The organism is uncultured Methylobacterium sp. (assembly GCF_964251405.1).
In the GTDB taxonomy this organism is placed as follows: domain Bacteria; phylum Pseudomonadota; class Alphaproteobacteria; order Rhizobiales; family Beijerinckiaceae; genus Methylobacterium.
Genome location: NZ_CAXUJR010000028.1, coordinates 25,836 through 34,439 on the forward strand (window position 1 = coordinate 25,836; position 8,604 = coordinate 34,439).

Genomic DNA, 8,604 nt, shown 5'->3' on the forward strand with positions numbered 1-8,604 from the left:
ATCCGAAGCTCATCAATCCGAAGCACTTCGGGCCGAAGCCGCGATCGAGCCCGATGCGGTGTCGACGAAGGTGACCAAGGAGACGCAGATCATCGCGATCTACGGCAAGGGCGGCATCGGCAAGTCGTTCACGCTGGCCAACCTCAGCTACATGATGGCCCAGCAGGGCAAGAAGGTCCTGCTGATCGGTTGCGACCCCAAGAGCGACACCACCTCGCTCCTGTTCGGCGGCCGCGCCTGCCCCACCATCATCGAAACGTCCACCAAGAAGAAACTCGCCGGCGAGCAGGTCGCCATCGGCGACGTCTGCTTCAAGCGGGACGGCGTCTACGCGATGGAACTCGGAGGGCCGGAGGTCGGCCGCGGCTGCGGCGGGCGCGGCATCATCCACGGCTTCGAGCTCCTGGAGAAACTCGGCTTCCACGAGTGGGGCTTCGACTACGTCCTGCTCGACTTCCTCGGCGACGTGGTCTGCGGCGGCTTCGGCCTGCCGATTGCCCGGGACATGTGCCAGAAGGTCATCGTCGTCGGCTCGAACGACCTGCAGTCGCTCTATGTGGCCAACAACGTCTGCTCGGCGGTCGAATACTTCCGCAAGCTCGGCGGCAACGTCGGCGTCGGCGGCCTCGTCATCAACAAGGACGACGGCACCGGCGAGGCGCAGGCCTTCGCCGAAGCGGTCGGCATCCCGGTCCTGGCCTCGATCCCGGCCGACGACGACATCCGCAAGAAGAGCGCGAATTACGAGATCATCGGCCGGCCCGAGAGCCAGTGGGGTTCCCTGTTCGCGGATCTCGCCCAGAACGTCCACGACGCCAAGGCGAACCATCCCACACCCCTGAGCCAGGACGGCCTTCTCGGCCTGTTCAAGGGAGAGGCCGTGGGTCGCGGCGTCACGCTGGTGCCCGCGACCTTCGAGGATATGTGCGGTACGGCGCAGGTCGCCAAGCCGTCCCTCGAAGTCATCTACGACGAGGTTTGAGGGCACCATGGCCGTCACCCTCGACATCGCAGACCTCCGCGCCCGCAAGGATCGCCCGGCCTCGACCCTGGCGACGGCGCCGGCCGAGCCCGTGAACCTCGCCGCGACGAAGTCCGACGGCCTCGGCTGCCACGCCGGCAAGGACGCGATGAAGGCGGCGGCCAACGCCGCAGGCAAGGAATCCGGGATCAGCGGGACGCTCGACCAATACGCCAAGGACTACCCGCAGGGGCCGCACGACCAGCCTCAGAGCATGTGCCCGGCCTTCGGCAGCTTGCGCGTCGGCCTGCGCATGCGCCGCACCGCCACGATCCTCTCGGGCTCCGCCTGCTGCGTCTACGGGCTCACCTTCACGTCGCATTTCTACGGTGCGAAGCGGACGGTCGGCTACGTGCCCTTCAACTCCGAGACCCTGGTCACCGGCAAGCTGTTCGAGGACATCCGCGAGGCGGTGTTCGACGTGGCCAAGCCCGCCGATTACGACGCCGTCGTCATCATCAATCTCTGCGTCCCGACCGCGTCCGGCGTTCCCCTGCGCCTGCTCCCGAAGGAGATCGACGGGGTCCGCATCATCGGCATCGACGTGCCCGGCTTCGGCGTTCCCACCCATGCCGAGGCCAAGGACGTCCTGGCCGGCGCGATGCTGAAATTCGCCCGCACCGAGGCCGAGCACGGCCCGGTCCAGGCGCCGCGCGCCGGGCGCTCCGAGCGCCCCACCGTGACGCTGCTCGGCGAGATGTTCCCGGCCGACCCGGTGGTGATCGGCGCCATGCTGGAGCCGATGGGCCTCGCCGCCGGCCCGGTCGTGCCCACCCGCGAATGGCGCGAGCTCTACGCCGCCCTCGACTGCGCGGCGGTGGCGGCGATCCACCCCTTCTACACCGCGAGCATGCGTGAGTTCGAGCTCGCCGGCCGGCCCATCGTCGGCTCCGCCCCGGTCGGCCACGACGGCACCGCGGACTGGCTCGACCGGATCGGCGAGACCTGCGCCGTGCCCCGCGCCACCGTCGAGGCCGCCAAGAACCGGTTCCTGCCGATGATCAGGCAGGCGCTGGCGGCCACGCCGATCAAGGGACGGATCACGCTCTCGGGCTACGAGGGCTCCGAACTTCTGGTCGGCCGTCTCCTCGTCGAGAGCGGCGCGGACCTGCGCTACGTCGGCACCGCCTGCCCGAAGACCCCCTATTCCGAAGCCGACCGCGACTGGCTGCAAGCCCATGGCGTCGAGGTCCGCTACCGCGCCTCCCTCGAGGACGATCTCGCGGCCATGCACGAATACCGGCCGGATCTCGCCATCGGCACGACGCCGGTCGTGCAGAAGGCCAAGGCGCTCGCGATCCCGGCCCTCTACTTCACCAACCTGATCTCGGCGCGGCCCCTGATGGGCGTCGCCGGTGCGGGCTCGCTCGCAAAGGTCATCAACGCCGCTTTGGGCAACCAGCACCGGTTCGACGCCATGCGCGACTTCTTCGCCGGCGTTGGCGAAGGCCACACCGCCGGCATCTGGGAGGACGTGCCGCAGCTGCGCAAGAACGTGGCCCCGACCCCCAAGGGCAAGCCCGCTCACAACCCGATCGGGGAGATGGCCTGATGCTCGTCCTCGATCACGACCGGGCCGGCGGCTACTGGGGCGCCGTCTACGTCTTCACCGCCATCAAGGGATTGCAGGTCGTCATCGACGGGCCTGTCGGCTGCGAGAACCTGCCCGTCACCTCGGTGCTGCACTACACCGACGCGCTGCCGCCGCACGAGCTGCCCATCGTGGTGACCGGCCTCGCCGAAGAAGAGCTCGGCCGCCACGGCACCGAGGCCGCGATGAAGCGGGCGCACGCCACCCTCGATCCGGGCATGCCGAGCGTCGTCGTCACAGGCTCCATCGCCGAGATGATCGGCGGCGGCGTGACGCCGGAGGGTACCAACCTCCAGCGCTTCCTGCCCCGCACCATCGACGAGGACCAGTGGCAGACGGCCGACCGCGCCATGGCCTGGCTCTGGCAGGAATACGGCGCCCGGAAATTCGCCAAGAAGGGCATTCCGGCCCGGCCCGAGCGCGCCGAGGGCGTGAAGCCGCGGGTCAACATCATCGGCCCGGCCTACGGCACCTTCAACATGCCGTCCGATCTCGCCGAGATCCGCCGCCTCGTCGAGGGGATCGGTGCCGAGGTCAACCTCGCCTTTCCGCTGGGCAGCCATCTCGCCGATGTCCCGAAGCTCGTGAACGCGGACGCCAACATCTGCCTCTACCGCGAGTTCGGGCGGCTCCTCTGCGAGGCCCTGGAGCGGCCCTACCTGCAGGCGCCGATCGGCATCCACGCCACCACCAAGTTCCTGCGCAAGCTCGGCGAGATCCTGGGGCTAGACCCCGAGCCCTTCATCGAGCGCGAGAAGCACACGACGATCAAGCCGGTCTGGGACCTGTGGCGCTCGGTGACGCAGGACTTCTTCGGCACCGCGAGCTTCGGCATCGTGGCGAGCGACACCTACGCCCGCGGCGTCCGGCGCTTCCTCGAAGACGAGATGGGCCTTCCCTGCACCTTCGCGATCTCGCGCTTGGCAGGCGCCAAGACCGACAACGCGGCGGTCCGCGAGGCGATCGCCAAGAACCCGCCGCTGGTCCTGTTCGGCTCCTTCAACGAGCGCATGTACGCGGCCGAATCCGGCTGCCGGGCGGTGTACGTGCCGGCTTCCTTCCCCGGCGCGATCATCCGGCGCCACACCGGCACGCCGTTCATGGGGTTCTCGGGGGCGACCTACCTCGTCCAGGAGGTCTGCAACGCCCTCTTCGACATGCTCTTCCACATCCTGCCGCTCGCCCGCGACATGGATGCCGTCGAAGCCACCCCGGCCCGGCTTTTCCGCGAGCTGCCCTGGGACGACGAGGCCCGCACGCTGCTCGACGATCTCGTCGAGCGCCAGCCGGTCCTGGTGAGGATCTCCATGGCCAAGCGCCTGCGCGACGCCGCCGAGCGCGGCGCCAGGGGCGAGGGCGTGGACCGGGTCGCCGAGACCCACGTCGCCCGCGCGCATGACGGGCTCAAGCTCGGAGTTGCCGCATGACCGCCACCGCCGTTCCCGCGCAGCCCGCGCCCACGCCATTCCCGACGCCGCGCCCCGCGGATCGCGAACAGGAGATCCACGCCATGCAACGCACGCTCAGCCCGACGACGTCGCGCCAGCACCAGGACGAGATCCAGTTCCGGATCATCCTGGGCGTGACCTACCCCTTCTTCCTGATCGCGGCGGTGGCCCAGCGCCTCGCCCCGGCCGGAGCGTCCGATGCGCGCCGCCTGCCCGCGCAGCGCCGCTCGGTCTTCGCCGAGGCCAAGGCCATGGCGGTCCAGGCCATCCCCTTCGCCTTCATGGGCTGAGGCCGCCGTCCCGGGCTCATGCGCCCGGGAGGCTTACGCCCAGTCCGATGAAGTGAAGATCCGTCGAGACCGCCCCGGCGATCCCGACGATACCCGCCGCGTCCCGGACGCGGCCAGTCCAAGCGGAGGTTTGATCAATGGCCAGTGGACCAATGGAGAAACCGAGCAGCCTGTCCGGGCTGACGGAACCGGAAGCCAAGGAGTTCCACGCGATCTTCTTGACGAGCTTCATCATCTTCACGGCGATCGCCGTGGTCGCGCATATCCTCGTCTGGATGTGGCGCCCGTGGCTGCCCGGACCCAAGGGCTACGCCGCCCTCGATAGTGTGACGACGGCCGCCCACGGCCTCGTCTCGATGATCTCGTAAGGAGGACCGTACCATGCACAAGGTTTGGCTTCTCTTCGATCCCCGCCGCACCCTCGTGGCACTGTTCACCTTCCTGTTCATCCTGGCGCTGCTGATCCACTTCATCCTGCTCAGCACCGAACGGTTCAACTGGCTGGAAGGCCCGAAGGCGGCGAGGGCCGCGAACGCGCAGTCGCTCGTCCTGCCGACGATGCCCACCTGACGGCACCCCCGCGTCCGGACGCCTTGGCCGCCCGGACGCGCTGACGTCCCCCACCTCATCGATGAGCCTGCCTCGGGCGGGATGCCGACCTTCGCGTCGGCCCCGCCCGAGGCGTCCTAGGCCGGCGCCGTGTTCCCGAAGGCGCCGGGAAACCCTCTCGAGGTCTCCGCCATGGCGATGCTGAGTTTCGAACGAAAATACCGGGTCCGCGGCGGCACCCTCGTCGGCGGCGACCTGTTCGATTTCTGGGTGGGGCCGTTCTACGTCGGCTTCTTCGGCGTCACGACGCTGTTCTTCTCGGTGCTCGGCACCGCGCTCATCATCTACGGGGCGGCCATCGGGCCGACCTGGAACATCTGGCAGATCAACATCGCGCCTCCCGACCTCAAATACGGGTTGGCGCTCGCCCCCCTCAAGGAGGGCGGCCTCTGGCAGATCATCACCTTCTGCGCGATCGGGGCCTTCGTCTCGTGGGCGCTGCGCGAGGTCGAGATCTGCCGCAAGCTCGGCATCGGCTATCACGTGCCCTTCGCCTTCGGCGTCGCGATCTTCGCCTACATCGCGCTGGTGGTGATCCGCCCGTTCCTGATGGGGGCCTGGGGCCACGGCTTCCCCTACGGCATCCTCTCGCATCTCGATTGGGTCTCGAACACCGGCTACCAATACCTGCACTTCCACTACAACCCGGCCCACATGCTCGCGGTGTCGTTCTTCTTCACGACGACGCTGGCACTCTCGCTGCACGGCTCGCTGATCCTGTCCTCCACCAACCCGGGTAAGGGCCAGGTCGTGAAGACGCCCGAGCACGAGGACACCTTCTTCCGCGACACCATCGGCTACTCGATCGGCACGCTGGGCATCCACCGGCTGGGCCTGTTCCTCGCGCTCTCGGCGGGCTTCTGGAGCGCCGTCTGCATCGTCATCAGCGGACCCTTCTGGACCCAGGGCTGGCCGGAATGGTGGGGCTGGTGGCTCAACCTCCCGGTCTGGCGCTGACGGCATAGGGGACAACACGCCATGGCATATTATCAGAACATCTTCTCGGCGGTGCAGGTCAGGCCTGTGACCCCCGAGCTCGGGATCCCTGTCGATAGCGACAAGCGCTGGGGCAAGCCCTTCAACAGCTACCTGTTCGGGCTCATCGGCAATTCCCAGGTCGGCCCGATCTACGGCGGATATCTCGGCATCCTCTCCTTCGCCTGCGGGCTCATCGCCTTCGAGATCATCGGGCTCAACATGTGGGCCTCGGTGAACTGGGACCCGGTCCAGTTCGTGCGCCAGCTCCCCTGGCTCGCCCTGGAGCCGCCGCGGCCCCAATACGGGCTGCGCATCCTGCCCCCGCTCAACGAGGGCGGCTGGTGGCTGATCGCGGGCTTCTTCCTCACCGCCTCGATCCTGCTGTGGTGGCTGCGCCTGTTCCGCCGCGCCAAGGCGCTCGGCCTCGGCTACCACGTGCCCTTGGCCTTCGCTTCGGCGATCTGGCTCTACCTCGTCCTCGGCTTCATCCGGCCGATCCTGATGGGGTCCTGGAGCGAGGCGGTGCCCTTCGGCATCTTCCCGCACCTCGACTGGACCGCCGCCTTCTCGCTGCGCTACGGCAACCTCTTCTACAACCCTTTCCACATGCTCTCGATCGTCTTCCTCTACGGGTCGACGCTGCTCTTCGCGATGCATGGCGGCACCATCCTGGCCGTGAGCCGCTTCGGCGGCGAACGCGAGATCGACCAGATCGTCGATCGCGGCACCGCCACGGAACGCGCCGCCCTGTTCTGGCGCTGGACCATGGGCTTCAACGCCACCATGGAATCAGTCCACCGCTGGGCCTGGTGGTTCGCCGTCCTCACGACGCTCACCGGCGGCATCGGCATCCTCCTCACCGGCACCGTGGTGGACAACTGGTACCTTTGGGCGGTCAAGCACGGGGTCGCGCCGAGCTATCCCGAGGTCTATGCCCCGATCGTCGATCCCCTGAGCGCCGTTCCCTCCAGCCCAATGGGGGCAGCCCGATGAAAACCTTCTTCACCGTCCTCGGGGCATCGATCGCCTTCTTCCTCACGGTGGCGATGTTCGGCACCGCCGGGTGGGACAGGCCGCCCCTCGTCACGAGCCAGAACGGCTTCCGCGGCACCGCCATGGCCCAGGTCGAGACCCGGGCGGATGCCGCCGAGGTCAAGGACGCCAACGTCGCCCCCGCCCCCGCCGACCCCGCGGAACCGGGGGGCGAACTCGCCAGCCAGTCCTATCAGAACGTCCAGGTCCTGAAGAACGTCACCACCAACGAGTTCAACCGCCTGATGGCCTCGATGGCGGAGTGGGTCGCGCCCGAGCAGGGCTGCGCCTACTGCCACAACACCGAGAACATGGCCGACGACACCATGTACCAGCATAAGGTCGCCCGCCGGATGCTGCAGATGACCCAGCACATCAACAGCACCTGGAAGGACAACCATGTCGGGAACGCCGGCGTGACCTGCTACACTTGCCACCGCGGCCAGCCGGTGCCGGCCAACATCTGGTTCACCGATCCGGGGCCGGCCGCCGCATCCGGAATCATCCCCCGCAACAACGGGCAGAACATGGCCAAGGCCTCGGTCGGCCTCGCCTCGCTGCCCTACGACACGCTCACCGAGTACCTCACCACCTCGAACATCGACGAGAAAGCCATCCGGGTGAACGGCACCACGGCCCTGCCCACCTCCAAGGGCAAGCCGATCCAGGACGCCGAGAAGACCTTCGGCCTCATGATCCACATGTCGCAGGGCCTGGGGGTCAACTGCACTTTCTGCCACAACACCCGTGCGATCTCGAACTGGTCGCAGAGCACGCCCCAGCGCACCACGGCCTGGCACGGCATCCGCCTCGTCCGGGACCTCAACGGCAACTACATGGAGCCCTTGACCTCGACCTTCCCGGCCAACCGCCTCGGTGCGCTCGGCGACGTGCCCAAGGTGAACTGTACCACCTGCCACAACGGCGTGAACAAGCCGCTCAACGGCGCCAACGTGATCGATGCCTATCCCGAGCTCGCCGGCCCGGTAGCGGCGGCGACCACGGTGCCGACGCCGGCGGCACCTCCGGAGCCCAAGCCGCAATAGCGGAACGCGCAACGAGTCCGACCAGAGGAGGCCGCCGGATCATCGTCCGGCGGCCTCCTCTTCGTATGGGACGACCACTGTCCGAAGGGCATCGCCGGACGAGGAAATTCGCCGGAGATCTGTTATGGACGGGGTCCGTGCCGGGCCGGCGCCAACCATGTCATCGTGATGACGTCGAGCCGCACGTAAGGGACCAGAGACGCGGCGATCAACAGGGCCGGTCGACGATGGCGGCCGGGACGGGCCGCTCCTGCGCCCGGCTTCGGGAGCGGGACGTGAGGTGGCGGCAGGATGAAGCATGCTCGAGGTCGACGACCGGGTCATCCCGAGCCGGAGCGTGCCGACCCTGATCGGCCTGGTGGCGCTGGCGCTGGTGCTCTACGCCTTCCAGGGCGCGCTCGAGATGCTGCGCTCGCGCATCCTCGCCCGGGTCGGGGCGGCGCTCGACGAGGCTTTCTCCGCCCGCGTCTTCGACCTCGTGGTACGCGCGCCCCTCAAGGGCGCGACCCCCGGCGACGGCCTCCTGTCTCTCCGTTTGCCGCCTTCAACCAGCACGTCACGCCCGAGATCAACGGCGTCGTCAGCCGGA

At 68.1% G+C, this 8,604-nt stretch carries 9 protein-coding genes and 1 pseudogene; all 10 read left to right on the plus strand.

The features are described 5' to 3' along the window. Positions 1 to 43: 43 nt before the first annotated feature. A complete protein-coding gene (locus tag ACFE7U_RS07610) occupies positions 44 to 982 on the plus strand; it encodes a chlorophyllide a reductase iron protein subunit X (protein WP_375409138.1) in 939 nt (312 codons plus the stop codon). 7 nt (positions 983 to 989) lie between these two features. After that, positions 990 to 2,573, plus strand: coding sequence for a chlorophyllide a reductase subunit Y (bchY, locus tag ACFE7U_RS07615; protein WP_375409129.1), 1,584 nt, complete (start codon positions 990 to 992; stop codon positions 2,571 to 2,573). Next, a complete protein-coding gene (gene bchZ, locus ACFE7U_RS07620) occupies positions 2,573 to 4,039 on the plus strand; it encodes a chlorophyllide a reductase subunit Z (protein WP_375409130.1) in 1,467 nt (488 codons plus the stop codon). The genes bchY and bchZ overlap by 1 nt, the downstream gene beginning before the upstream one ends. An 83-nt stretch (positions 4,040 to 4,122) precedes the next feature. After that, a complete protein-coding gene (locus ACFE7U_RS07625; RefSeq protein WP_375409139.1) occupies positions 4,123 to 4,350 on the plus strand; it encodes a hypothetical protein in 228 nt (75 codons plus the stop codon). Between the two features lie 137 nt (positions 4,351 to 4,487). Next, positions 4,488 to 4,718 carry a light-harvesting antenna LH1, beta subunit gene (gene pufB, locus ACFE7U_RS07630; RefSeq protein ID WP_375409131.1) on the plus strand — a complete coding sequence of 77 codons (231 nt, stop codon included), beginning with the start codon at positions 4,488 to 4,490 and terminating at the stop codon, positions 4,716 to 4,718. Between the two features lie 13 nt (positions 4,719 to 4,731). After that, on the plus strand, positions 4,732 to 4,920 hold the full coding sequence (pufA, locus tag ACFE7U_RS07635) for a light-harvesting antenna LH1, alpha subunit (RefSeq protein ID WP_375409132.1): 189 nt from the start codon (positions 4,732 to 4,734) through the stop codon (positions 4,918 to 4,920). A gap of 171 nt (positions 4,921 to 5,091) precedes the next feature. Beyond that, the gene (gene pufL / locus ACFE7U_RS07640) at positions 5,092 to 5,916 is read left to right on the plus strand and encodes a photosynthetic reaction center subunit L (RefSeq protein WP_375409133.1); all 825 of its coding nucleotides are present in this window, start codon (positions 5,092 to 5,094) and stop codon (positions 5,914 to 5,916) included. 21 nt (positions 5,917 to 5,937) lie between these two features. Then, the gene (gene pufM, locus ACFE7U_RS07645; RefSeq protein WP_375409134.1) at positions 5,938 to 6,930 is read left to right on the plus strand and encodes a photosynthetic reaction center subunit M; all 993 of its coding nucleotides are present in this window, start codon (positions 5,938 to 5,940) and stop codon (positions 6,928 to 6,930) included. Next, a complete protein-coding gene (pufC, locus tag ACFE7U_RS07650) occupies positions 6,927 to 8,015 on the plus strand; it encodes a photosynthetic reaction center cytochrome PufC (protein WP_375409135.1) in 1,089 nt (362 codons plus the stop codon). The genes pufM and pufC overlap by 4 nt, the downstream gene beginning before the upstream one ends. Positions 8,016 to 8,313: 298 nt before the next feature. Further along, a pseudogene (locus ACFE7U_RS07655) lies at positions 8,314 to 8,604 on the plus strand (hypothetical protein); the annotation flags it as partial.